General features: G+C 67.4%; 25 protein-coding genes. 14 read left to right on the top strand and 11 right to left on the bottom strand.

Annotated elements, in window-relative coordinates:
- Nucleotides 1–35: 35 nt before the first annotated feature.
- Complete coding sequence (locus HPA01S_RS14990; RefSeq protein ID WP_066271545.1) at nt 36–527, bottom strand: hypothetical protein; 492 nt, start codon at nt 525–527, stop codon at nt 36–38.
- Nucleotides 528–612: 85 nt separating this feature from the next.
- On the opposite strand from HPA01S_RS14990, the gene HPA01S_RS14985 reads away from it, so the two are divergent.
- The 4 genes from HPA01S_RS14985 (at nt 613) to HPA01S_RS14975 (ending at nt 3,785) form a co-directional block, all read left to right on the top strand.
- Nucleotides 613–819, top strand: a complete 207-nt coding sequence (locus HPA01S_RS14985; RefSeq protein ID WP_157085042.1) for a hypothetical protein — start codon at nt 613–615, stop codon at nt 817–819.
- Nucleotides 782–1,144, top strand: coding sequence for a hypothetical protein (locus HPA01S_RS23155; RefSeq protein ID WP_169801537.1), 363 nt, complete (start codon nt 782–784; stop codon nt 1,142–1,144). Before HPA01S_RS14985 ends, HPA01S_RS23155 begins: the two co-directional genes overlap by 38 nt.
- Nucleotides 1,145–1,238: 94 nt before the next feature.
- Nucleotides 1,239–1,913, top strand: a complete 675-nt coding sequence (locus HPA01S_RS14980) for a response regulator (protein ID WP_066271543.1) — start codon at nt 1,239–1,241, stop codon at nt 1,911–1,913.
- 33 nt (nt 1,914–1,946) lie between these two features.
- A complete protein-coding gene (locus HPA01S_RS14975; RefSeq protein WP_157085040.1) occupies nt 1,947–3,785 on the top strand; it encodes a sensor histidine kinase in 1,839 nt (612 codons plus the stop codon).
- Between the two features lie 73 nt (nt 3,786–3,858).
- Here the strand turns inward: HPA01S_RS14975 and HPA01S_RS14970 are convergent, their stop codons facing one another.
- From HPA01S_RS14970 to HPA01S_RS14955, 4 genes are all read right to left on the bottom strand, one after another.
- Nucleotides 3,859–4,461 (bottom strand): nitroreductase family protein, encoded by a 603-nt coding sequence (locus tag HPA01S_RS14970; RefSeq protein ID WP_066271540.1) that lies wholly within the window; start codon nt 4,459–4,461, stop codon nt 3,859–3,861.
- A gap of 98 nt (nt 4,462–4,559) precedes the next feature.
- A complete protein-coding gene (locus HPA01S_RS14965; RefSeq protein WP_066271539.1) occupies nt 4,560–5,402 on the bottom strand; it encodes a ParB N-terminal domain-containing protein in 843 nt (280 codons plus the stop codon).
- Between the two features lie 80 nt (nt 5,403–5,482).
- Nucleotides 5,483–6,247, bottom strand: a complete 765-nt coding sequence (locus HPA01S_RS14960) for a tyrosine-protein phosphatase (RefSeq protein ID WP_066271537.1) — start codon at nt 6,245–6,247, stop codon at nt 5,483–5,485.
- Nucleotides 6,248–6,295: 48 nt separating this feature from the next.
- On the bottom strand, nt 6,296–8,395 hold the full coding sequence (locus HPA01S_RS14955; RefSeq protein WP_066271535.1) for an AsmA family protein: 2,100 nt from the start codon (nt 8,393–8,395) through the stop codon (nt 6,296–6,298).
- Between the two features lie 232 nt (nt 8,396–8,627).
- On the opposite strand from HPA01S_RS14955, the gene HPA01S_RS14950 reads away from it, so the two are divergent.
- From HPA01S_RS14950 to HPA01S_RS14935, 4 genes are read left to right on the top strand one after another with little or no spacing between them, the layout of a single operon-like run.
- A complete protein-coding gene (locus HPA01S_RS14950; RefSeq protein ID WP_245638667.1) occupies nt 8,628–9,773 on the top strand; it encodes an MlaE family ABC transporter permease in 1,146 nt (381 codons plus the stop codon).
- A gap of 3 nt (nt 9,774–9,776) precedes the next feature.
- Nucleotides 9,777–10,604 carry an ABC transporter ATP-binding protein gene (locus tag HPA01S_RS14945; protein WP_084360708.1) on the top strand — a complete coding sequence of 276 codons (828 nt, stop codon included), beginning with the start codon at nt 9,777–9,779 and terminating at the stop codon, nt 10,602–10,604.
- Nucleotides 10,601–11,632, top strand: a complete 1,032-nt coding sequence (locus HPA01S_RS14940) for an MlaD family protein (RefSeq protein ID WP_066271533.1) — start codon at nt 10,601–10,603, stop codon at nt 11,630–11,632. Before HPA01S_RS14945 ends, HPA01S_RS14940 begins: the two co-directional genes overlap by 4 nt.
- A complete protein-coding gene (locus HPA01S_RS14935; RefSeq protein WP_066271531.1) occupies nt 11,629–12,249 on the top strand; it encodes a PqiC family protein in 621 nt (206 codons plus the stop codon). Before HPA01S_RS14940 ends, HPA01S_RS14935 begins: the two co-directional genes overlap by 4 nt.
- Nucleotides 12,250–12,255: 6 nt before the next feature.
- On the opposite strand, the gene HPA01S_RS14930 is transcribed toward HPA01S_RS14935, so the two are convergent.
- Nucleotides 12,256–13,242 carry an NADPH:quinone oxidoreductase family protein gene (locus tag HPA01S_RS14930; RefSeq protein WP_066271528.1) on the bottom strand — a complete coding sequence of 329 codons (987 nt, stop codon included), beginning with the start codon at nt 13,240–13,242 and terminating at the stop codon, nt 12,256–12,258.
- Nucleotides 13,243–13,369: 127 nt separating this feature from the next.
- Here HPA01S_RS14930 and surE point away from each other — a divergent pair, with 127 nt between their 5' ends.
- From surE to rlmD, 5 genes are all read left to right on the top strand, one after another.
- On the top strand, nt 13,370–14,179 hold the full coding sequence (gene surE / locus HPA01S_RS14925) for a 5'/3'-nucleotidase SurE (protein WP_066271527.1): 810 nt from the start codon (nt 13,370–13,372) through the stop codon (nt 14,177–14,179).
- Complete coding sequence (locus HPA01S_RS14920; protein ID WP_084360707.1) at nt 14,176–15,072, top strand: protein-L-isoaspartate(D-aspartate) O-methyltransferase; 897 nt, start codon at nt 14,176–14,178, stop codon at nt 15,070–15,072. Before surE ends, HPA01S_RS14920 begins: the two co-directional genes overlap by 4 nt.
- Nucleotides 15,073–15,163: 91 nt before the next feature.
- Nucleotides 15,164–16,066 (top strand): peptidoglycan DD-metalloendopeptidase family protein, encoded by a 903-nt coding sequence (locus HPA01S_RS14915; protein WP_084360706.1) that lies wholly within the window; start codon nt 15,164–15,166, stop codon nt 16,064–16,066.
- 19 nt (nt 16,067–16,085) lie between these two features.
- The gene (locus HPA01S_RS14910) at nt 16,086–16,871 is read left to right on the top strand and encodes a 3'-5' exonuclease (RefSeq protein WP_066271525.1); all 786 of its coding nucleotides are present in this window, start codon (nt 16,086–16,088) and stop codon (nt 16,869–16,871) included.
- 65 nt (nt 16,872–16,936) lie between these two features.
- On the top strand, nt 16,937–18,448 hold the full coding sequence (rlmD, locus tag HPA01S_RS14905; RefSeq protein ID WP_370670995.1) for a 23S rRNA (uracil(1939)-C(5))-methyltransferase RlmD: 1,512 nt from the start codon (nt 16,937–16,939) through the stop codon (nt 18,446–18,448).
- Between the two features lie 7 nt (nt 18,449–18,455).
- Here the strand turns inward: rlmD and HPA01S_RS14900 are convergent, their stop codons facing one another.
- Nucleotides 18,456–18,782, bottom strand: coding sequence for a hypothetical protein (locus tag HPA01S_RS14900; protein WP_066271523.1), 327 nt, complete (start codon nt 18,780–18,782; stop codon nt 18,456–18,458).
- A gap of 150 nt (nt 18,783–18,932) precedes the next feature.
- The gene (locus HPA01S_RS14895; RefSeq protein WP_066271580.1) at nt 18,933–19,628 is read right to left on the bottom strand and encodes a Bax inhibitor-1/YccA family protein; all 696 of its coding nucleotides are present in this window, start codon (nt 19,626–19,628) and stop codon (nt 18,933–18,935) included.
- A 248-nt stretch (nt 19,629–19,876) separates the two neighbouring features.
- Here HPA01S_RS14895 and HPA01S_RS14890 point away from each other — a divergent pair, with 248 nt between their 5' ends.
- Complete coding sequence (locus HPA01S_RS14890) at nt 19,877–20,284, top strand: GlcG/HbpS family heme-binding protein (RefSeq protein WP_066271522.1); 408 nt, start codon at nt 19,877–19,879, stop codon at nt 20,282–20,284.
- 145 nt (nt 20,285–20,429) lie between these two features.
- Here the strand turns inward: HPA01S_RS14890 and hemP are convergent, their stop codons facing one another.
- The 3 genes from hemP to HPA01S_RS14875 are packed head-to-tail and all read right to left on the bottom strand — an operon-like array spanning nt 20,430 to nt 21,820.
- Complete coding sequence (gene hemP, locus HPA01S_RS14885; protein WP_066271520.1) at nt 20,430–20,639, bottom strand: hemin uptake protein HemP; 210 nt, start codon at nt 20,637–20,639, stop codon at nt 20,430–20,432.
- Nucleotides 20,636–21,049, bottom strand: a complete 414-nt coding sequence (locus HPA01S_RS14880; protein ID WP_066271519.1) for an ExbD/TolR family protein — start codon at nt 21,047–21,049, stop codon at nt 20,636–20,638. Before HPA01S_RS14880 ends, hemP begins: the two co-directional genes overlap by 4 nt.
- 12 nt (nt 21,050–21,061) lie before the next feature.
- A complete protein-coding gene (locus HPA01S_RS14875) occupies nt 21,062–21,820 on the bottom strand; it encodes a MotA/TolQ/ExbB proton channel family protein (protein WP_066271517.1) in 759 nt (252 codons plus the stop codon).
- Nucleotides 21,821–21,842 lie beyond the last annotated feature (22 nt).

Raw genomic sequence — 21,842 nt, 5'->3', positions numbered from 1 at the left:
AGGAGGAACTGCGGCGATCCGATTCGAGTGCGTGATCATCCGGGGGGCTGCTGCTGCAGCAAGTTACCTAGCCACTGAATGGCCTGTGGGCCTGATTCAAGACCCTTGTCCACAAGTTTCAGCACGAGGTGTTTTGTGGTCTCGGCCGGCAGCGCTCGAAGCGAATCAAGCCATCGCTTCTTTTCAGCAGGCGCAAGGTCTGACTGATCAATGCGTAGCGCAATCAAGTCTTTGATGGAGTCGCTGTGAATCTTGATCGTCACCACTCCAAGCACTGCGGACAGGCCGCCGTCGTCCGCCAGGAAGTCAAGGCCTGCTGCCGTGATGCTGGCGAAGGCTACTTCGTAGTCGGCGCTCAATTGCCCCTCGCCCCCCAGGTCAACAAGTCTGTACTCGGCCAAGTAGGCCAAGTTTGCGAAGGCGCCAGGAAGTTCTTCGTCCCAAGTCTGAACGTCAACTTGCAACGGGTACTGCTTTGCAAGCCTGTTCAAAAGCTCAAGCTGAAGTGCTCGGTTGATCTTCGTCATCGTTTTCTCCAAGGTGTTGTCAGGGGCTCAAGGAGTCGATTCTGTGACTACCTTGCCAAGCCCCAAGCAGAGCAGGGGGTGTGAGATGCACGAGAGCGTTGTCCGCAACTGCGAAATCTCGGCGCGAGCCGGCGACGGCCCGCTGTTCGTCGAGCGCGCAGACGGGGCCATCACAGCTAACCTCGAAGGCTATGTGATCCGCCCGATTGAAGAGCTGCAGGAACTCGCGGCGCGTCGGCGCGATGAATCAGCGGGTGGCGTCGATCCCCACGAACCGGCCCTTCCCATCTGAGCGGGCCCATCGCATTTTTTCCTTGTTGCAGGGTGCTTTCGATCCGCAGTTCGGGCACCTGAAGGTGTTTCCGACCAGCGTTGTCGTCTCGAAGCTGTCCTGTCCCTGGAACTGGATTGGCGACGGGAACCAGGTCTTTCAGCTCAGGCACTGCAGTTCGATCCGCTTCAACTCGTTACTGGGCTGGACAGGCCCGCCCAGCAGAAGCGCGAGGCCGGTCAATGCCGCGTCATGTGCGCTCATCCGCCTTGCCTTGCTGCAGGCTGTGCTGGCCGAGTTCCCGTCCAATGGCATGACAAATGGCGGGCATCCCCATTTCATGTGAGGGGTGGCGATAGACTCGTTGTTCAAAATCCACGGTTGACAGAAGTCGAGGCTGCCAGAGGGTGGCAGCCCGTCCGTTTTTTTCGAGGCTGAGCATGTTGACCGTATTCGTCGTCGAGGATGAACCGCAGACGCGCCGCTACTTCTGCGAATGCGTGGCCGGTGCCACAGACCTTCGACTCGCAGCTGAGGTGGGCACGGTGGCCGAGGCCCGGCGCTGGCTTGCGGGCGAATCCCTGGGCCCTCACGTCGCCCTGATCGACCTGGGCCTGCCCGACGGATCGGGGCTGGAGGTGATTCGCCAGGTTCGCCAGCAGTTTCCCGCGTGTGACGTGCTGGTGATCTCGATGTTTGGTGATGACGACAGCGTCATGGCCAGCATCGAGGCGGGCGCCGTGGGCTACATCCACAAGGACGAAGCGCCGCACGACGTCGCCACCACCATCCGGCAGGTGCATGCCGGCGCGTCGCCGATATCGCCGATGCTGGCGCGCCGGGTGCTGCGGCGTTTCCGTGTGGAGCCGTCGCCGCCCACTGCGCCCACCGCCGACACCACAGGCATGTTGCTGTCGGCCAGGGAGCAGGCGGTGCTTGAGCTGATTGCCCGTGGTTTTTCCTACGCCGAAATTGCGCGGCTGCAAACGATCAGCGTGCACACGGTGCAGACGCACATCAAGAACCTCTACAAAAAGCTCTCGGTGCATTCGCGCAGCGAGGCCGTGTTCGAGGCCTCCCGCATGGGCCTGCTGAAGAGCTTCGAGTCGCGCTGATGGCGCGGCGGGCTCAGCGGTGAGGGCGATTGAATGAGCCGGTGGTGGTGGGGGCTTCTGGTCTGGTTCTGCGTGATGCCACTGGCCGCGCAGGCCGAATTGCTGGCGTTGCGCCAGGCCCGTGCTTCCATCCACATCGATGGACAGGGGCCGGTGCTCCGCGAACTGGAGCTGCCCTACCACTGGGACCGCATGCACCAGGGGCAGGCTGGCACGGCCGAGTTCGAACTGCCATTTGCCACCCGGCTGGGGGAGGTGTTCGGCCCCTGGGGCATCTACTTTCCACGCGTCGGCAACACGGCGGAGATCTGGCTCAACGATGTGCTGCTGGCGAATCTGGGTGATGTGCTGGAAGCGAACACGGCCGACTTCGCCAAAGGCCCGCAGTACCTCACCATCCCGCCATTGCTGATTCGCAGCGACAACATGTTGCGCATCGTCCTGCACGCGGACGGCGGGCGGCGGGGTGGGCTCGCGCCGCCGGTGCTGGGCCCGCAGCGGGAGGTGAAAGCGCTCTACCGGGAGAACCACCGTGCCCGGGTCGGTGCTTCCATCGTGATCGGCGTGATGAGCCTGCTGGTGGGCGGGGTGGCCCTGGCCTTGTGGTTTACCCAGCGGGACTGGGAGCATGCCGGTCGCCGGGACCCGGTCTACCTGGCGGCGGCCCTGGGCGAGTTCTGTTGGGCGCTGAGGGTGGGTGACGTCATGATCGAACACCCCCCGCTGGCCTGGCCGGCGTGGGGCATTGCCGTCACTGCCGCGTTTGCGGGCTGGATATGTTGCACGGCCTGGTTTTGCCATGCCGTCGCTGGCTGGCACCGCCATCGCTCGATGGTGTGGATGCGTGCAGGCCTGGTGGTGCTGTTCGGCACCTCCATCCTGGCGTCGTACCTGGCGTTTTTCCTGTTGCAGCCGATGTGGCTCACGGCCTGGCTGGGCACGGCGAACCTGCTGTTCTCCGCGTATGCCTTGTTTTATCTGTGGCGTGCCGTCCACCATCGGGAGAACTGGCAGCGCCTGCTGGTGGGTGTGGTCGGCGGCCTGAACGTGGCCGTCGGCGTGCGCGACTGGCTGGTGATCCGCGTGTCCGGCGGACTGGAAGTCAACACCTGGCTGCGTTACTCCGGCATCCTGTTCGGCCTGGCGCTGGCGATCATTGTCGTCATGCGCTTTCGCGCTGCCAGCGTGCGGGCGCGCGACCTGACCCGGAATCTGACCCAACGCGTGGCCGAGAAAGAAGCAGAACTGGCCAGCAGCTACGTGCAGATGGAGCGGCTCGCGCGTGAGCAGGCCGGTGCCAGCGAACGGGCGCGCATCTTGCGCGACATGCACGATGGTGTCGGCATGCATCTGAGCACCGCCATCCGTTTGCTGCGTTCACCCACGGTGGACCCGCAGGTGCTCCTGAGGACGCTGACAGATTCGATGGACCAGCTCAAGCTGTCCATCGATGCGCTGCAAATGGAGCCCGGAGATGTGGGCGCCATGTTGGCGACCTTGCGTTATCGCCTGGAGCCGCGCCTGTCGGCCGCGGGCCTGGCGCTGGTGTGGCGCGTGGAGGAGATGCCGGTCCTGGACTGGATGGACGGGCAGCGGACGCGCCACCTGCAGTTTCTGCTGTTCGAGGCCATCTCCAACGTGCTGCAGCACGCGCAGGCCACGACCCTGCACATCACCGCCCGGGCGGACGCCGACGTGCTGGAGGTCGATGTGCTGGACGACGGCAAAGGGTTCGATGCGGGCTCGGTGACGCAGCGCGGGCTGCGGACCATGCGGGAGCGGGCGACGGCCATTCCGGCCTCATGGGACGTGCAGAGCAACAGCGCCGGGACCCGGGTCAGGTTCCGGATTCCACGGCACCCGCAAGCCTGATCCGGCGCTTTCGTCTTGCGCATTGCATTGCTGCAGGCCGCGGTCTGCGGCCTGCAATGCCGATGCGAGCCGTTCAGCGAACGGTCTTGAAGCGCTGTTCGTCGGCGATGAAGGTCTTCTCGGCGAACGGCTGCTCGTTCGAGCCGAACGGCATCTGGGCGCGCAGCTTCCAGGACGCCGGCACGTCCCAGTTGCGGGCCACTTCCGCATCGATCAGCGGCGCGTAGTGCTGCAGGCTGGCGCCGATGCCCGCTTCGGCCAGTGCGGTCCAGACCGCAAACTGGGCCATGCCGGCGGAGTGCTCGGAGAAGGTCGGGAAGTTGTCTGCGTACAGCGGGAACTTCTGCTGGAGATCCTGGATGGTGGCCTGGTCTTCGTAGAACAGCACGGTGCCGGCACCTGCCGCGAAGGAGTCCATCTTGGCATCGGTCGAGGCGAAGGCATCGGCGGGCACCATGGGCCGCAGGATTTCCTTGGTGATGTTCTTCCAGAGATGCTCGCTGGCCGCACCGAACAGGATGACGGCGCGTGAACTCTGGGAGTTGAAAGAGGAGGGCGCGAGGCGGATCGCCTGGCGGATCAGGGCATCAACTTCAGATTCCGCGATGGGCAGGTTTTTGCCGAGGGCGTACTGGGTGCGGCGTGCGGTGAAGAGAGAGATTGCTTGCTTGCTCATGAGTGAAAAGTGAAGGGAAAAGAAAAAGTCAAAGAGACGTGAGTCTAGGGCCGCGCGGCAACGCCTCACGCCGCCTGGTTCAGGCGGGTGTCGTTCGCTCAGAAGGGTGGGGCTTCGGCAGGCTCGGCGCCCAGTGCCTGCAGCTGCGCGCGCAGCGCGGCGTTTTCGGCCTGCAGTTCACGCACCTGTGCGCGCAGCGCCGTGAGTTCGTCGGGTGCCGGCGAGGTCTCTGCGGGCGCGGCTTCGGATGCCTCGGCTTCAGACGGTTTGCGGCGCGCCTCGCGCACACGTTTGGCGGCGAGCTTGAGCTCGTCCTTGCCGGCGATGGCGGCGGCCTTCTGTTCTTCGGCCGGCAGGCTGGCAACCACCGCGGCCGCGTTGAGCGAGATGGCGCCGGTCTTGATCGCGTCCACCAGCTCGGGTGCGGCCTGCTTCTGGATCTTCTCGATCATCACCACCTGGCTGCTGCTCAGGCGCGCGGCCTTGGCGATGTCTTCGCGGCTGCGCAGCGGTTTGGCGGGGGGTGCGTCGGGGTGGTCGGGGGTGTCGAGTGCGTGTGCCGAGGCATCGGGTGCCACCTCGTCGGGTGACGGGGCTGCAGCGAGAAAACGCGCGCGCCGCTCGGTCATGATTTCGCGCTTGCGCAAGGCCAGCACGCCGCGCTGGAAGTCGGACACGCTGCGCCGGCCCAGGTGCTGGTCAATCATCCACAGGTGCACGTCTTCCATGGACTGGAAGCGCGTGTTCTGCACGGTCTCGAAAGGCAGGCCGTGTTTCTGGCAGATGCCGTAGCGGTTGTGCCCGTCCACCAGCAGGTCGCCCCACAGCACCAGCGCGTCGCGGCAGCCTTCGGCCAGGATGCTGCGCTCCAGTGCGTCGTGTTCGTCGGGGGTGAGGGGGTCGATGTAGGCTTTGAGTTCCGGGTTGACGGTGATGTGCATGGGATCGGGTCGGGGAGGGGCGTTGGCTTGGGGCGCGAATTGTAGAGGGCCGCGCCGCGCTGGCGACGGCCCCTGGCCGCTCAGGCTTCGAGCAGTGCGCGGCGCAGGTGCTGCAGTTCGGGTGCGCCCAGGCCCATCGGCCCTTCGAGGTAGGCATGCAGGCCACCGAACTCGTTCTGGATGGTGTGAAAGGCCGCGTCCAGAAACGCCGGCTGCACGCCCCACAACACGTCCAGCACATGGGCCGGGCCGTGCATGGCCACCAGCGGGCTGCGCACGTACAGCTGGTTGGTGAGCAGGTAGTCCTGCAAGATGTGGTCGTGGTTCACGCCGAGCGCGCTCAGCAGCAGCGCGGCGGCGAAGCCGGTGCGGTCCTTGCCGGCGGTGCAGTGGAACACCAGCGGCGTGGGCTGCTCCAGCAGGTGGCGGAAGAAACGCGCGTACACCGGCGCACCTTCGCGCGCAAAGCTCTGGTAGGTCTGGCACATCAGCGCCACGGTCTCGGCTTCGGTGGGCTCCTGGCCTTGTTGAAGCATGGCCTGCACGCGGTGCACCACCGTGGGTTCGATGGTCAGGGCGAAGCTGCCGATGCCTTCCACCTCGGCGGGCAGGGCCGTGCTCTCGGCAACGCCACGGAAATCGATGCGGTGCGTGACACCGAGGCCACGCAACACCGACAGATCGTCGGGCGTGAGGGCCGCCAGGTGGTCGGAGCGGAACACGCGGCCCGGGCGCACGCGGCGTCCGTCCAGGCCGACGTGGCCACCGATGTCGCGGAAGTTGCTGGCGCCTTGCAGCAGGCGGGAGATGGGAGCAGGGGACGAAGAGGGCGGTGTGATGGACATGCGGCCATTGTCGCCCCGGTGCGTGATGGCCCCGTGACGGCTCGGCGTTCAGGGCTTCTTCGGTGTCGCCGTGGCGCCAGCGGCCGGTGCGGCCTCGCTGGCCTGCGCTTCGCAGGGGTCGGCTTCGTTCTTCTGGCCCTGCTCCATCAACGGGATCACCGCCGCGGCCGGGCCGGCGGCCACGCCCAGCGCCACCGCGCCGAGCACGCGGCCCGCCAGCCGGCGGCCCTCGATGCCGATGGCGGGCTTGCCCAGGCTGCCGTTGAGCGTGATGGGCGTGCGCAGCGACAACAGCGACCAGTCCTTGGGCTGCGTCACCAGGCGCAGCGCGAGCGACTCGTCGCGCAGGTTCACGCTGCCGGTGATGCGCACCGTGCTGTCCTGGTTGTCGATCACCGCCAGCCTCGGCTCCACCACGCCATTGCGCGCCCGCAGGTCCAGGCGCGCGCAGCGCAGCGGCAAGGGGTGGTCGCCGCGCACCAGCACGCCCAGGGCCTGCGCCACGTCCAGGCCCATGGCCTCGGTGGCCAGGTGCGAGATGGTGCCGTCGCGCAGGCGCAGGTCCATCGGGCCGTTGAGCGAGGCCAGGATGTCGCCCGTGGAATTGCCGGCACCGGTGACGTCGAGCCGCGCAGACAGCGTGCCGGTCAGGTAGGACTGCACCGCCTGCTCACCACCCTGGCGCGCCTGCTCGCGTTGTTTCTTCAAGGCGGTGGTGGCGGTGGGCGCTGGCGCCTTGCCGGTGGCCGAGTCCGGGCGCAGGCCACGCATCCAGCCGGCGATGTCCACGCCGCTGATGTCCATCTTCGCCAGCCACTTCGCGGGCTGGGCATTGGCATCGAGTTGCGTCATGCCCTTGAAGTGGCCGCCCGATGCATTGGCCTGCAGATCGTCCAGGCGCAGCACGCCGCCGTCCAGGTGGATGCGGGTCTGCAACTGGCGCAGCGGCGCCATGGCATCGGTGCCGAAGTCCAGCTCGTCGATGCGCACCTGCACGTCGGCGTCCATCACCTTCAGCGAAGGCAGGTCGAAGTCACGTTGCGGCAGCACGCGCCCATTGTTCGCGGGTGGCGCGGGCACGGCGGCGGCGCCCTTGCCGCCCACGGCCGGGCCCAGGTCGGCAAAGGCCAGCTTGCTGCCGGTGAGTTCACCGGTGAGGCGGCTCGGTGTGCTGCGCTGGTGAAAACTCAAGTCGCCGGCCAGGCGGCTGCTGCCGATGGAGGCGCGCGAGGCCTGCAGCCGCCACACGCCGGCGTTGTGCGCCAGCGTGCCACGCAGGTCGAACGGTGGCGTCTGCGGCAGGGTGATGCCCAGCGGCTTGCCCACCTCGGCCAGCGAGCGGCCCTGGAACTCCAGTTGGCCTTGCAGCCGTGGCGTGCCGAGCAGGGCAGCGGTCTGGCCGTCGAACAACAAGCGGGCCGCGGCTACCGTGCCTTCCACGCGCACCGGCACCCAGGGCGCGTCGGGTGAGATTTCGGGGTCTTGCAGCAGCGGCAGCGTGCTGCCTGCGTGCACCTTGAGCTTCATCGGCATGGTGCGGTAACGGCCGTCGATGGTGGCGTCGTAGCCCGCTGTTGCGCTGCTCACGGCGTCGCCTTCGCGGCCCTTCACGCGGATGTCGAGGTCAATGTCCTGCGCCTGGTCTTTCAACAGCACCTGGCCCTGCCCGACCTGCAGCGAGCCAAAACGCGGCATGGAGGCCATGGGGTCTGCGTGCGGGTCTTTGGGGGCTGCTTCGTCCTTCGCACCCAGTTGCCAGTTGGCATCGCCATCGGCCATGCGCATCAGCTGTGCGTCGAGATCACCGGCGTGCAAGGCCTGCAGGTGCAGGCGGCCGCCCCGGTGCCAGCGCCAGATGTCGCCCCATTGCCAGGCCAGCATCACGTGGTTGGCGTGCAGCAGATGGGGAGCGCCGAAACGCGGGTCGGACGCGATCTGCAGCGTGTCGACCTCCAGCCGTGGGTTCCACAGCAGGTGGGTGCGCACACGCCCCTGCAACTGCACCGGCACACCGGCGCCGCGCGTGGCCGCGTTTTCGATCGGCTGGCGCAGCATCGGCCAGCCGCTGTGCTCACCCCACCACACGCCCACGCCGAGCGCGGCGAACACGCCCGCCACGGTCAGCGCGATGCGCGTGCGCCGCATCATGCGGCCCCTTCCACACCGGTGGCGCAGGCCGGATTGTTGCGGGCAGACGGGTATCGATGTTGGTTGTTCACATGCTGTTTGTAGCGGACAAAGCGGGCTGTGCTCCGGCCGGTGCAAAGCGACGCGGCTTTGTCCTACAGCTGCGGGGTGTTTGCGCGGGGCTCGGCCGATAGAATCCTGAATCCGAAGCTGAATGGGTCCCTGCATGCACGATGCCTCGAGCGGAAATGCCTTGTCGGACACGATCGAGGTGAAAGACGGGACACAGTCCCCGGGTGCACGCTGGCTTTCCGAAGACACGCACGCGGTGCTGGAGCTCAGCGGTGGCTGGCGCGGCCACCGCACCGCCTTGCCCGCACCACCGGCCGACGCTACCAGCCTGCAGGGTGTTCGGGTGGCGGCGGGCGCGCTGCAGTCCTGGGACGCCCACTTGGCCTCGCGCCTGTGGCAACAGCTGGATCCTTTCGTGAAGCGCGACGTGTCGGTGGACGTATCGTCCCTGCCCGAGGGCCTGCAGGAAATCCTGGCGCTCGCGCTCGATGGCACACCACGCGCCACCCCCGACGCCAACACCGCCCGCCCGCGCAGCCGCGTGGCGCGCCTCGGTGCGCGCACCACCGCTTACTGGGCCGAGCGCCGCAAGTCCATCACCTTCGTGGGGGAGGTGCTGCTGTCGGTGGGCCGCTGGATGCGCGGCGCCAGCGACATGCGCACGTCCGACCTGATGTGGCAGATCGAGCAGACCGGGCCGCGCAGCCTGCCCATCGTGGCGCTGGTGAGTTTTCTGGTCGGCCTGATCGTGGCCTACATGGGCGCGGCGCAACTGCAGCGCTTCGGCGCGCAGAACTACATTGCAGATCTCGTCACTGTCGGTGTGGTGCGCGAGGTGGCGGCGCTGCTGGTTGGCATCGTGCTGGCCGGGCGCGTGGGCGCCGCTTTTGCCGCGCAGATCGGCAGCATGCGCGCCAACGAGGAGGTGGATGCGCTGACCACCATGGGCGTGAACCCGTTTGATTTCCTGGTGCTGCCGCGCGTGCTGGCATTGCTCATCGTCGGCCCGATGCTGACCGCCTTCGGCGCCCTGGTGGGCATGGCGGTGGGTTGGCTGGTGGCGGTGGGCATCTACGGCGTGACACCGCTGGAATACGTGTACGCCAGCGTGCAGGCCCTGAGCCTGCCGCATGTGCTGGTGGGCCTGATCAAGGGCACGGTGTACTCGGTGCTGGTGGCCCTGGCCGGCTGCATGCAGGGCATGGCCGCGGGCCGCAGCGCGCAGGCGGTGGGTGATGCCACCACGGCGTCGGTGGTGCAGGCCATCGTGTGGATCGTGGTCGCCGCGTCGGTGCTCACGGTGGTGTTCCAGCGGCTGGACTTCTAGAAGATGCGCCACGAGAGCACCACCCCCGACATCCCATGCACCGCGCCGCCGGTGGGCAACGGCTCGGCCGCGCCCCTGGTGCACGTGCGAGACCTCACCATGGCCTTCGGCCCCAAGCTCGTGCAGCGTGATCTGAACTTCGACATCCTGCCCGGCGAGGTGCTGGCCATTGCCGGTGGCAGCGGTTGCGGCAAGAGCACGCTGCTGCGCCACCTGATCGGCCTGCAGGCGCCGGCCGCGGGGCAGGTGCTGTACGGTTCGCAAGACCTCTACGCGGCCGATGCCGCGGCGAAGAAAGCCGTGCTGCAATCCTTCGGTGTGATGTTCCAGGCCGGCGCGCTGTGGAGCAGCATGACGGTGGGTGAAAACGTGATGCTGCCGCTGCAGGTGCTGACCGACATGGACGCTGCCGAGCGTGAACACGCGGCGCGCTTCAAGCTCGCGCTGGTGGGCCTGGCCGGCAGCTTCGATGCCGAGCCGGCCGACCTCAGCGGCGGCATGAAGAAACGCGCCGCCATCGCACGCGCGCTGGCGCTCGACCCGGCGTTGCTGTTCCTGGACGAACCCTCGGCCGGGCTCGACCCGCTCACCTCGGCGCACCTGGACGAACTCATCATGCACTTGCGCGACGACCTCGGCACCACGGTGGTGATGGTCAGCCACGAACTCGAGAGCATCTTCACCGTTGCCGACCGCCTGCTGTTCCTCGACGCCCAAAGCAAGACCATGACCGCGCTCGGCCCGCCGAAAGAACTGCGGCGCAGCGGGCCCGAAGGCGTGCAGACATTTTTGCGGCGAGGCGCCGCAGCCCAACCGGAAGGAAAAGCATGAAACGCAAGGCCAGTGCCACGCTGATCGGCAGCTTCGTGGTGGTCGGGATCGCCCTGATCGCGGTTGCCATCATCGCCCTCGCGGGCAACAACTTGTTCACCCGCAAGGAACGCACGGTGATGCATTTCAGCGGCTCCGTCTACGGCCTGCAGGTCGGCGCGCCGGTGGTGTTCCGCGGCGTGCGGGTGGGCAGCGTCGAATCCATCGACGTGTTCTACGACCGCGAGAAAGACCAATACTCCATCCCGGTGATCGCGGTGCTCGACAGCGACGCGGTGAGCGGCCTGGACGGCAAACGCGGCGACGGCCAACAGGGGCCGGCGCTGCCGGCGCTGATCGAGCGCGGCCTGAGCGCACAGCTGTCGATGCAGAGCCTGCTCACCGGCCTGCTGTATGTGGATCTCGATCTGCGGCCCCGGCGCGAAAGCAGCCTGCGAGGCAGTTACCACGGCGCCACCGAAATCCCCACCACCGCCACCGCGATCCAGAACCTGCGCGAGCAGTTCGACGGCATGGACTTCCGCCGCGTGGCCAACGACATCTCGGCCATCGCCTCGTCGGCGCGCGCCGTGGTCTCCGGTCCGCAGATGAAGCAGGCCTTGAGCGACCTGGCCGAGATCACCGCCAGTTTCAAGCGCATATCGGAGCGCCTCGACAAACGTGTCGGCCCGCTCACCGACGAGCTGGAGCGTTCGCTGGCATCGACCCGCAAGGCCATGGACGGCATGAGCCAGGCCGCGCAGTCGGTGGACCGCACGGCCATCGGCTTCGGCCGCACCTCGGAGCGCATGGGCGAACTGCTGGCACCCGACGCGCCGCTGGTGCAGAACCTGCAACGCGCCGCCGACGAGGTGGCGCGCACCGCCGGCGCCCTGCGCGAGAGCACCGCCGGTGACTCCAGCCTGATGCTCAGCGCCGACCGTGCGCTGGACGACTTGTCGAAGGCCGCCCGCGCGCTGCGCGACCTGGCCGAGACCCTGGAACAACAACCCGATGCGCTGCTGCGCGGCAGAAAGGTGACGCCATGATCCAACGGCGCAAGACATTGGCCGGGCTGTGCCTGGCGCCCTGGCTGTTGGCCGGTTGCGCCAGCGGGCCCACGGTGGCCACCCGCTGGTACGAGCTGCGCGCCGAGCCCCCTGGCCCGGTGCCGCCGGCCCGGCCCGGTGACGGCCTGGTGTGGGAAGTGGCGGGCGACATGCGCCTGCCCGGCGCGCTGGACCGCGACACCCTGGTGCTGGCCAGCGGCGCGGCCACGCTGGTGCCGCTGGTGGGCCACCGCTGGGCCGAACCCTTGCGCGACAGCATCCCGAGCCGGCTGGTGGCCGATCTGGCCTTGCTGCGCGGCCCAGGCCTGGTGTGGCGCGGGCCGGTGCCGGCCGGCGTGAGCGTGGGCCGGCGTCTGCGCGTCGAGATCGTGTCGCTGGTGGCCGACGCCGGGCAGCGGGCCCTGCACCTGCAGGCGCGCTGGTGGTTCAGCGACGAGCGCCGCCCGGCGGGCGCCGGTGGCACGGGCACAACGCCGGTGCTCGGTCAGGCCGAGCTGTCGGTGCCGTTGGGGGAACGTTCGGTTGATGCGCTTGCCGCCGCACACCGCGCCGCCATCTGGCAGTTGGCGCAGCACATCGTGGGCAGTGCGGCCTGACCGGCTTCAGTTCACCATCACCAGCTTGCCCTTGACCGAGCGCGATCCCATGATTGCGTAGGCCTTGTGCAGCTCGCTCATGGGCAGCGTCTGGTCGATCACCGGCTTGAGCTGGCCCTTGGCGTACAGGCCGGCCAGCGCCTGCATCATCTCGGCGTTGGCCTTGGGTTCGCGGCGTGCGAAGTCGCCCCAGAACACGCCGACGATGCTGGCGCCTTTGAGCAGCGTCAGGTTCAGCGGCAGCGTCGGGATCGGGCCGCTTGCAAAACCCACCACCAGGTAACGGCCGCGCCAGGCGATGGAGCGGAACGCCGGCTCGGCGAAGTCACCGCCGACTGGGTCGTAGATCACGTCCGGGCCCTTGCCGTCGGTGAGCTGCTTGATGGCGTCGCGCAGGCCTTCCTTGGGCGTGTGCACGCTGTAGTTGATGGTGGCGTCGGCGCCCAGCTGCTTGCAGAGCTCGCACTTTTCGTCGCTGGACGCGGCGGCGATCACGCGCGCGCCTGCGGCCTTGGCGATCTGGATCGCCGCCGTGCCCACGCCACCGGCCGCGCCGAGGATCAGCACGGTTTCACCGGCCTTGAGCGCGGCGCGGTCCATCAAGGCGTGCCACGAGGTGGCGTAGATCATGATGAAAGCCGCTGCGTCCACGGCAGGGAAGCCCGCCGGCAGCGGCATGCACAGCGCGGCCGGGGCGATGGTGTGGGTGCCGAAGCCGCCAGTACCGCTCAGGCAGGCCACGCTCTGGCCCACCTGCAGGTGCTTCACGCCTTCGCCCACTGCACGTACCACGCCGGCGTATTCGGAGCCCGGCACGAAGGGCAGGGCGGGTTTCATCTGGTATTTGTTCTGCACGATCAGCAGATCGGGGAAATTCAGGCTCGCGGCCTGGATCTCGATCAGCACCTCGCCCGCCTTGGGCTCGGGGGTGGGCAGTTCTTTCCAGGTCAGGGCATCAACGCCCACAGGGTTTTCGCACAGCCAGGCATGCATGGTGGATTCCTCGTTCGGGTTGTCATGAAACCGTCCCATGATAGGCAGCGAGTGGCCGCTTGCGCAGCGGGTGAGGCCCCGTTCATGTCCCGAGCGTGACCGGGGCGATCAACCTAGAATCGCGGCAATGAAAATCCTGATCTGCAACGACGACGGTTACCAGGCGCCCGGCATCGTGGCGCTGTACGAGGCCCTCAAGGGGCTGGCCGAGGTCGAGGTGGTGGCGCCCGAGCACAACAACAGCGCCAAGTCCAACGCGCTGTCGCTGCATTCGCCGCTGTACGTGCAGACCGCGCACAACGGTTTCCGGTACGTCAACGGCACGCCGGCCGACTGCGTGCACATCGCCCTCACCGGCCTGCTGGGGTACCGCCCCGACCTGGTGGTCTCGGGCATCAACAACGGCGCCAACATGGGCGACGACACCATCTATTCCGGCACCGTGGGCGCGGCCATGGAGGGTTACCTGTTCGGCATCCCCGCCATTGCCTTCTCGCAAACCGAAAAAGGCTGGGGCCACCTGGAAGACGCTGGCCGCATGGCAGCGCGCCTGGTGTCGCAGCTCTTGCCCTCGCTGGAGAGCGGGCCGCCCATCGCGCCCTGGTTGCTCAACGTGAATATTCCCAACCGGCCGCTGGCCGAGCTGCGTGGCTTCAAGGTCGCGCGCCTGGGCCGGCGCCATGCCGCCGAGCAGGTGATTTCGCAGACCAACCCGCGTGGCGACACCATGTACTGGATCGGCAATGCCGGCAAGGCGAAAGACGATGCCGAGGGCACCGACTTCCACGCCGCCGTGCAGGGCTACGCCACCATCACGCCGCTGCAGGTGGACCTGACCGACCACGAGCGCCTGGCCTACTGGGCACCCACAGCGGCCGCGCTGTCGACGAGCCTGGGCGAGCGCGTGGCGGGCGCCGCGAACCCTGCCGCCACATGAAGCGCCCCGCACCCCTGCCATTGCCCCTGGCGCAGGCCCCGGCCCCGGCGGCCGCTGCCAAACCCCGGCCCGGCTTTCCGGCCCGCCTGCCCGCGGGTGCCCCCGCACCGGTGGCGCGCAATCCGCAGCAGCCCCGGCCGCCCCTCCGCACCGTGACTGCGCCCGCAGCGGCACCCGTCGCGGCCCGTGTGCCCGTGGCTCCGGCGGCCGTGCGCGTGCCGGTGGCCCCGGCCCGGCCGTCGGGTGTCGGCATGGAATCGCAGGCCGTGCGCGCGGCCATGGTGCGCAAGATCCAGGCGCAAGGCGTCACGCACCCGGGCGTGCTGGCAGCGCTGCAGGCGGTGGAGCGGCACCGGTTTGTCGACAGCGCGCTGGTGAACCAGGCGTATGAAGACACCAGCCTGCCGATCGGCCTGGGCCAGACCATTTCCAAACCCGGTGTGGTGGCGCGCATGCTGGAGCTGCTGTGCAACGGCCGCACCGAGAAGCTCGGCCGGGTGCTGGAGATCGGCACCGGCTGCGGTTACCAGGCGGCCCTGATCAGCCACCTGGCGCGCGAGGTCTACAGCATCGAGCGGCTCAAGGGCCTGCACGAAAAATCGCGCGAGAACCTTCGCTGGTTCCGCCTGTCCAATCTGCACCTTTTGTTCGGCGACGGCATGCTGGGCTACGCCAAGGGCGCGCCGTATGCCGCCATCATCGCGGCCGCAGGCGGGAACCAGATTCCCCAGGCCTGGATCGACCAACTCGCGGTCGGCGGCCGTCTGGTCGCCCCGGCGGTCAACGCCTCGGGTGGCCAGCAGCTGGTGGTGATCGACAAGACCGCCTCCGGCATCGTGCGCAGCGAGCTGGAGGCCGTGCTCTTCGTGCCTCTAAAATCGGGCATCGCGTGATCTGGCGTATCCCCGGGACGGCTCCCGGGTTCTTTTTCGGCTTGCTGGCCGAGCGTGTGGCCAGCCAGTCTTGCAATTTGTGGGAGTTTTCATGAACAAGCGTGTTTTCCAGTCGTCGACAGGTCCCCAGGCATCGGGCCGGCCGGCGCGACGAGGCGTCGCGCTGCTGTCGGTGCTGGTGTCGGTACTGGTGCTGGCCGGTTGCTCGACCACCCGCGTCTCGCGCCCGGCTCCGGTGGAAGACCGCGGTGGCGCAGCCCGCCCGGCCGAAGTGGTGGCCATGCCCGGTGCCGAAAATGCCGGCAAACCGGGTTATTACACGGTCAAGGCCGGCGACACCCTGTTCCGCATTGCGCTGGACAGCGGCCAGAACTGGCGCGACATCCAGGCCTGGAACAGCCTGAGCAACCCGAATGCGCTGGAAGTCGGCCAGGTGCTGCGCGTGCAGCCGCCCGGTGCCAGCACCGCCGTGGCCACCCCGGCCACGCCCAGCGGCCCCGTCACCAGCCCGGTGACCAGCGCCGGTGTGGCAGCGCGCCCCCTGAGCGAAACCACGCCGCCGGCGGCGTCCAACTCGCCGACCACGCCGCCAGCGCCCGCACCGGCGCCTGCGGCCAACGGCAACGACGAAATCACCTTTATCTGGCCGGCCTCCGGCACGGTCATCACGCCGTTCGACGAAGCCAACAACAAGGGCGTGTCGATCAGCGGCAAGGTGGGAGACCCGGTGCTGGCAGCTGCCGACGGCCGGGTGGTCTACGCCGGTGCCGGCCTGCGCGGCTACGGCAACCTGATCATCCTCAAGCACAACAACACCTACCTCACCGCCTATGCCCACAACCAGGCTTTGCTGGTGCGTGAAGACCAAGCGGTGCGCCAGGGCCAGAAGATCGCCGAAATGGGCAGCAGCGACACCGACCGCGTGAAGCTGCACTTTGAAGTGCGTCGCCTGGGCAAGCCGGTCGACCCACTCGGCCACCTGCCCAAGCGCTGATCCGGCAGGGCCTCTCGGCATGGCCTGGCCGGTGCTGGTATTCGACATCGAGTCGATTCCCGATGTCGCCGGCCTGCGGGCCCTGCGCGGTGCCCCGGCCGAACTGAGCGACGAGCAGGTCTACGCGGCCTGGCTCGCCGAGCGCAATGAAAAAGGCCAGAGCGATTTCACGCCGCTGCATCTGCAGCGCGTGCTCGTCATCAGTTGCGTGTTCCGCAACGCCGAGGGCCTGCGCATCCACTCCTTTGTTGACCGCGACGGCCAGAGCGAAGGCAAGGTGGTGCAGACCTTCTTCCATGCGGTGGAGAAACACACGCCGCAGCTGGTGAGCTGGAACGGCAGCGGCTTTGACCTGCCGGTGCTGCACTACCGTGGCCTGCGCCATGGCGTGGAGGCCAGCAAGTACTGGGACCTCGGCGAAGACGACCGCGAGTTCAAGTGGAACAACTACATCAGCCGTTACCACCTGCGCCACCTGGATCTGATGGACCTGCTGGCCATGTACTCGCCGAAGAACAACGCGCCGCTGGACGCCATGGCCAAGCTCTGCGGCTTTCCCGGTAAGCTCGGCATGGACGGTTCGCAGGTCTATGCGCAGTACCTCGCGGGGCAGACTGAAGAGGTGCGGCGCTACTGCGAAACCGACGTGATGAACACCTACCTGGTGTATTGCCGCTTCCAGAAGATGCGCGGTGGCTTCACCGAGGCCGAGTACGAACAGGAAATCGCCTTCGTGAAAGAGACGCTGGGCCACCTGGCACCGTCCGAGCCGCACTGGGACGAATACCTGCGCGCCTGGGTGTAGCGCGCCGCCCGGGCCACTGCCCGGCAAGGTGTGGGCCGCCGGCCTGAGACAATCGGGGCATGACAGTGTCCTCTCCCCACGAAAACAGCCTTCTCACCACCGCCAGCGCCGAACCGGCCGATGCGCCTCTGGCCACGCCTTTGCCCGAGGGCTGGCTGGCGGTCGAGTCCCTCGACATCGATGCCCAGGGCATCGCCCGCCGGCCCGACGGCAAGGTGGTCTTCATCGAAGGCGCGCTGCCCTTCGAGCAGGTCAGCGTGAACGTGCACCGCAAGAAGAACAACTGGGAAGCCGGCGTCGTGACCGCGGTGCACCAGGAGTCGTCGCAGCGCGTGCGTCCGGGCTGCCCGCACTTCGGCCTGCACGCCGGTGCCTGCGGCGGCTGCAAGATGCAGCACCTGCACGAGGCGACCCAGGTGGCCGTCAAGCAGCGTGTGCTGGAAGACAACCTCTGGCACCTCGGCAAGGTGAAGGCCGAGACCATGATGCGGCCGATCGAAGGCCCGGCCTGGGGCTACCGCCACCGCGCGCGCCTGTCGGTGCGCCACGTGCACAAGAAGGGCGAGGTGCTGATCGGCTTCCACGAGCGCAAGAGCCGTTATGTGGCCGACATGAAGGTCTGCCCGGTGCTGCCGGCCCCGATCAGCGAGATGCTGCTGCCGCTGCGCGCACTGATCTTCGGCATGGACGCGCGCGATACCTGCCCGCAGATCGAGCTCGCCCGTGGTGACGATGTCACCGCCCTGGTGCTGCGCCACCTGGAGCCGCTGAGCGAGGCCGACCTGGCGCGCCTGCGCGCCTTCGGCCAGCAGCACGGCGTGCAATGGTGGCTGCAGGCCAAGGGCCCGGACACGGTGAAGCTGCTCGACGAAGGTGGGCCGCAGCTGTCCTACTCGTTGCCCGAGTTCGGCATCACCATGCCGTTCAAGCCGACCGACTTCACCCAGGTCAACCCGTTCATCAACCGCGTGCTGGTGTCCAGAGCCTTGCGCCTGCTGGATGCCCAGGCGCACGAGCGCGTGATCGACTGGTTCTGCGGCCTGGGCAACTTCACGCTGCCGATTGCCACCACGGCCGGCGAAGTGCTGGGCATCGAGGGCAGCGAAGCCCTGGTGGCGCGCTCACGCGACAACCTGGCGCGCAACCAGGTGGGGCGCGACAAGGCGCTGGCGCCCACGAGCTTTGCCGCGCGCAACCTGTTCGAGATGACGCCCGAACAGCTGGTGGCCGACGGCGTGGCGCAGAAGTGGCTGGTGGACCCGCCGCGCGAAGGCGCGTTTGCGCTCGCCAAGGCCATGGCCGACCTGCACCAGAACCCGGCCCTGCGCAACGGCTGGACGCCGCCGCAGCGCATCGTCTACGTGAGCTGCAACCCGGCCACGCTGGCGCGCGACGCCGGCCTGCTGGTGCACCAGGCGGGTTACCGCTGCGTGGCCGCTGGCGTGGTGAACATGTTTGCGCACACGGCGCACGTGGAGAGCATGGCGGTGTTCGAGCTGGACCCGTCGCGTGTGCCGGGTGCGGATGCTGCCGCTGTGGCGGCTGCCGCGGCCGCCGAGCTGCCAGCGCAGGGCTGACGCCGCCTCAGGACTTCTGCGCGTCGCCGGCGGCTTTGGCGCCTTCGGTGGCGGCGCTGGAGCCCTCGGCGGGCATGCCGACGACCGAGTTCTCGCGCATGTACTGGTCCATCTCGCGCCAGCCGGCGAACACCGCGGCCTTGCCGGCGCGGGGGTAGGCGCCAAAACAGTCCTCGATGCTTTTCACCGCGTGCCGGCAGGCGCTGCCGATGGCCTTGCCCTCGGCTTCCTTCTTGGCGTTGATCTGCGTGGCCGTCTCGATGCCCAGCGCTTCGCAGCCGGTCAGCAGGCTGGACGCGGCCAGGAGGCAGAGGGTGAGGGCAGTGTGTCGCATGATGGTATGTGTCCCGTTCATGCTTGTTTCGGCGCCTGGACGCCGAACTTGACGCCCCGCGCTGCAAATACTTGCGGCACCGACTTCAAAGGCGAAAAAAAAAGGACCCGAAGGTCCTTTTTTTCAGCGGTGGCGCGGGGCGCCGCAGGCTCAATCACGGTCGCCGCCAAACATGCCCAGTAGCATCAGCAGGCTCTGGAAGATGTTGAACAGGCTCAGGTACAGGCCCAGCGTGGCGGTGATGTAGTTGGTTTCGCCGCCGTCGACGATGCGCTTGAGGTCGTACAGCAGGTACATGCTGAACACCACGATGGCCAGGGTGGCGATCACGGCCATGCCGGCGGGGCTGCCCACGAACACGTTGATGATCGCGCCGATCATGATGGCCAGGGCGCCGACGAACAGCCACTTGCCCATGCCGGAGATGTCGCGCTTGATCACGGTCGACAGGTTGGCCATGATGAAGAACACACCGGCCGTGCCGCCGAAGGCGGTCATGATCAGGCTGGCGCCGTTGTTGAAGCCCAGCACGCTGGCCAGCAGGCGGGACAGCATCAGCCCCATGAAGAAGGTGAAGGCCAGCAGCACGGGCACGCCGGCGGACGAGTTCTTGGTCTTCTCGATGGCGAACATGAAGCCAAAGGCGCCGCCCAGGAACACGATCAGGCCGAGGCCGCCGGTCAGCGAAGCGGTGATGCCGGTCTGCACGCCGATCCAGGCGCCCAACACGGTCGGCAGCATGGACAGGGCCAGCAGCCAGTAGGTGTTGCGCATGACTTTGTTGCGCAGCGCGTCGGTGGAAACGGCGGTGCCGAAGCGGCCGCTGGGTTGTACGTGGTCGGTCATGGTGGTGATCTCCTTCATCATCTGACACACTGTCGCCGGTCGCTGCGCGTCGGAATGACGCACAACCGGCGAAACGGCATTGTAGGGTCCGGGCCTGCGAGGGCCGCTCCGGGTTCGACCAACGCTGTTTTGGTGAGGGCATTTGTGACCTGTAGGTCGGCAATCCCCGCGTTATCGTTCCTGGGTGCGCCCGGGCGTTAAGCTCCAGTCTGCAATTTCCATCTGATCACGCATTTAGGACCAAGTTCATGAAAAACAAGCCCATTCTCGAAATCGCCGACGTCAAGCTCATCGCCGCCGCCGCAGAAGCCGAGGCTGTGAAGAACAACTGGGCAGTCACCATCGCCATCGTGGACGACGGTGGTCACCTGCTCTGGCTGCAACGCCTGGACGGCACGCCGGCCATCTCGGCCCACATCGCACCGGCCAAGGCGCACACGGCGGCACTGGGCCGTCGCGAAAGCAAGATCTACGAGGACGTGATCAACCAGGGCCGCACCTCGTTCCTGAGCGCGCCCGCCATCTCGGGCATGCTCGAAGGCGGCGTGCCGATCATGAAGGACGGCCAGTGCCTGGGTGCAGTGGGTGTGAGCGGTGTGAAATCCACCGAAGACGCGCAGATCGCGCGTGCCGGCATTTCGGCCATCGGCCTGTGAGTTCCTCCGGGCCGCGGTGCCCGGAAAAAATGCCTGGCTACTGAGGTAAGACACCTCATGGCTGGCTAAAAACGACGCACGGGGAGGGTGCTCCCCGGGTCGCCCCACGATTCAAAAAAGTCAGACCGAGGCCTTGCGCCTCATTTCATTTGGTCAGGATGAGCTTGCCCTGGCGCGTGGTTTGCAGCCGGTAGAGCGAGCCGTTGTGATCAATGGACACCACCTTCTGGCCGCGCAGCAACTCGGCGCTGGGCACCACGGGCACCTGCAACGGGTGTTCGTGTGCCTGCGCTTGAGCTTGCGCCGGGCTGGCCGCCATCTGCACGGCGGGGTGGGAGGCGGTGTCCGGGGTCATGGTGTGGCGGGCTCGGTGATGAAGCCGATCTTGCGCACGCCGCTGCGCTGCGCCGCGGCCATGACTTGCGCCACACGCTCGTAACGCACCGCCTTGTCACCCCGGATGTGCAGCTCGGGCTGCGGGTCCATGGCGGCGGTGGCCGTGAGGCGGTTTTCCAGGTCGGTGTCTTCCACGCGCTGGTCGTTCCAGTAGTACACGCCGTCGGCATCCACCGAGAGGCGGATGTTCTCCGGCTTGTCCAGCACCTTTTCCATGCTGGCTTGCGGCAGATCGATGTTGACCGCGTGCTTGATCACCGGCACCGTGATGATGAAGATGATCAGCAGCACGAGCATCACGTCGATGAACGGGATCATGTTGATCTCGCTCATGACCTCCTCGCTGTCCGATTGGGTTCCGATGGCCATGGTGGCGGTTCCTTACGAGGCTTTCTTCATCGGCAGCACCTTGCCGTCGGCCGTGCCGCCGCCGGTCACGCGGGCACCAGTGACGAAGTAGGCGTGCAGGTCGTGCGCAAAGCGGTTGAGTTGGTGGCTCACGCTCTTGTTGCCGCGCACCAGGGCGTTGAAACCGAGCACCGCAGGAATGGCGACCAGCAGGCCCAGGGCCGTCATGATCAGCGCTTCACCGATGGGGCCGGCGACGCGGTCGATGCTCACCTGGCCGGCGGCGCCGATGCTCAGCAGCGCATGGTAGATCCCCCACACCGTGCCGAACAGGCCGACAAAGGGGGCGGTGGACGCCACCGAGGCCAGCACCGACAGGCCGCTCTGGGCGCGCGCGGTGTAGTCGTCCACGCTCTTGCGCAGCGAGCGTTCGACCCAGTCGCTCACGTCCAGGCTGTCGTGCAGCTGGCGTTGCGGCGGCGTGCCGTTGTGGCCGTCCTTGTGCAGGATGTGGCGGGTGGCTTCGCGACCTTCCAGGGCGACGGCGCGGAAGGGGTTGCCTTCGACCGAGGTGCCCAGCTTGTTCAGGCCGTCGGCGAAGTCGGCGCTGTGCCAGAAGGCTTCCACACCCTTGGCCTGTGCGCGTTGTGCACGCAGGTCCAGTGCCTTCCACAGGATGATCACCCAGGTGGAGAGGGACATGATGAGCAAGACGATGGCCACCGAGCGGGTGACCCAGTCACCTTGTGTCCAGACGTGGGACAAGCCCGATGTAGCGAAATTCGGATCCATGGTTCTCTGACTCCTGGGGAAG

It is taken from the genome of Hydrogenophaga palleronii NBRC 102513 (assembly GCF_001571225.1).
Taxonomy (GTDB): Bacteria; Pseudomonadota; Gammaproteobacteria; order Burkholderiales; family Burkholderiaceae_C; genus Hydrogenophaga; species Hydrogenophaga palleronii.
Note: the sequence above shows the minus strand (reverse complement) of the source record. Positions and strands in the feature narration are given on the sequence as shown.

What these genes read in the sequence shown, in the direction of transcription:
- HPA01S_RS14975 (WP_157085040.1), top strand. Translation starts at nt 1,947, where the DNA reads ATGAGCCGGTGGTGGTGGGGGCTTCTGGTCTGGTTCTGCGTGATGCCA.
- HPA01S_RS14965 (WP_066271539.1), bottom strand. Translation starts at nt 5,402, where the DNA reads ATGCACATCACCGTCAACCCGGAACTCAAAGCCTACATCGACCCCCTC.
- HPA01S_RS14930 (WP_066271528.1), bottom strand. Translation starts at nt 13,242, where the DNA reads ATGCATGCCTGGCTGTGCGAAAACCCTGTGGGCGTTGATGCCCTGACC.
- HPA01S_RS14910 (WP_066271525.1), top strand. Translation starts at nt 16,086, where the DNA reads ATGGCCTGGCCGGTGCTGGTATTCGACATCGAGTCGATTCCCGATGTC.
- HPA01S_RS14970 (WP_066271540.1), bottom strand. Translation starts at nt 4,461, where the DNA reads ATGAGCAAGCAAGCAATCTCTCTCTTCACCGCACGCCGCACCCAGTAC.
- surE (WP_066271527.1), top strand. Translation starts at nt 13,370, where the DNA reads ATGAAAATCCTGATCTGCAACGACGACGGTTACCAGGCGCCCGGCATC.
- HPA01S_RS14985 (WP_157085042.1), top strand. Translation starts at nt 613, where the DNA reads ATGCACGAGAGCGTTGTCCGCAACTGCGAAATCTCGGCGCGAGCCGGC.
- HPA01S_RS14980 (WP_066271543.1), top strand. Translation starts at nt 1,239, where the DNA reads ATGTTGACCGTATTCGTCGTCGAGGATGAACCGCAGACGCGCCGCTAC.
- HPA01S_RS14935 (WP_066271531.1), top strand. Translation starts at nt 11,629, where the DNA reads ATGATCCAACGGCGCAAGACATTGGCCGGGCTGTGCCTGGCGCCCTGG.
- HPA01S_RS14895 (WP_066271580.1), bottom strand. Translation starts at nt 19,628, where the DNA reads ATGACCGACCACGTACAACCCAGCGGCCGCTTCGGCACCGCCGTTTCC.
- HPA01S_RS14990 (WP_066271545.1), bottom strand. Translation starts at nt 527, where the DNA reads ATGACGAAGATCAACCGAGCACTTCAGCTTGAGCTTTTGAACAGGCTT.
- HPA01S_RS14960 (WP_066271537.1), bottom strand. Translation starts at nt 6,247, where the DNA reads ATGTCCATCACACCGCCCTCTTCGTCCCCTGCTCCCATCTCCCGCCTG.
- HPA01S_RS14890 (WP_066271522.1), top strand. Translation starts at nt 19,877, where the DNA reads ATGAAAAACAAGCCCATTCTCGAAATCGCCGACGTCAAGCTCATCGCC.
- HPA01S_RS14875 (WP_066271517.1), bottom strand. Translation starts at nt 21,820, where the DNA reads ATGGATCCGAATTTCGCTACATCGGGCTTGTCCCACGTCTGGACACAA.
- HPA01S_RS14945 (WP_084360708.1), top strand. Translation starts at nt 9,777, where the DNA reads ATGCGCCACGAGAGCACCACCCCCGACATCCCATGCACCGCGCCGCCG.
- HPA01S_RS14915 (WP_084360706.1), top strand. Translation starts at nt 15,164, where the DNA reads ATGAACAAGCGTGTTTTCCAGTCGTCGACAGGTCCCCAGGCATCGGGC.
- HPA01S_RS14920 (WP_084360707.1), top strand. Translation starts at nt 14,176, where the DNA reads ATGAAGCGCCCCGCACCCCTGCCATTGCCCCTGGCGCAGGCCCCGGCC.
- hemP (WP_066271520.1), bottom strand. Translation starts at nt 20,639, where the DNA reads ATGACCCCGGACACCGCCTCCCACCCCGCCGTGCAGATGGCGGCCAGC.
- HPA01S_RS14880 (WP_066271519.1), bottom strand. Translation starts at nt 21,049, where the DNA reads ATGGCCATCGGAACCCAATCGGACAGCGAGGAGGTCATGAGCGAGATC.
- HPA01S_RS14900 (WP_066271523.1), bottom strand. Translation starts at nt 18,782, where the DNA reads ATGCGACACACTGCCCTCACCCTCTGCCTCCTGGCCGCGTCCAGCCTG.
- HPA01S_RS14955 (WP_066271535.1), bottom strand. Translation starts at nt 8,395, where the DNA reads ATGATGCGGCGCACGCGCATCGCGCTGACCGTGGCGGGCGTGTTCGCC.
- HPA01S_RS14940 (WP_066271533.1), top strand. Translation starts at nt 10,601, where the DNA reads ATGAAACGCAAGGCCAGTGCCACGCTGATCGGCAGCTTCGTGGTGGTC.